1 pseudogene is annotated in these 225 nt (G+C 69.8%); it reads right to left on the bottom strand.

The window, feature by feature from the left end:
• A pseudogene (locus tag J0695_RS42420) lies at positions 1–163 on the bottom strand (HdeD family acid-resistance protein); the annotation flags it as partial.
• Positions 164–225 lie beyond the last annotated feature (62 nt).

The raw sequence follows: 225 nt of genomic DNA on the forward strand, positions 1-225 counted from the left end.
CCCGGACGGCGTGCAGCGGCGAGACCATGCCACCGATCAGCAGCAGCCGGCCGAACGGCACCATCGTCGTCAGAGGGGCGACGCCGGTGCGGACGAGACCGGTGAGGCCGGCGATGACCAGGATCACGCCGCGTGCGGCGAGCCGCCTGAAGCCGCTCTTCAGCTTGGCCGCCTCGCGGTTCGGTGGACTTGGCCTTGACTTCTTCCTCGCTGTCCGTTCTCGGT

The sequence above is a fragment of the Streptomyces beijiangensis genome, assembly GCF_017315755.1.
In the GTDB taxonomy this organism is placed as follows: domain Bacteria; phylum Actinomycetota; class Actinomycetes; order Streptomycetales; family Streptomycetaceae; genus Streptomyces; species Streptomyces beijiangensis.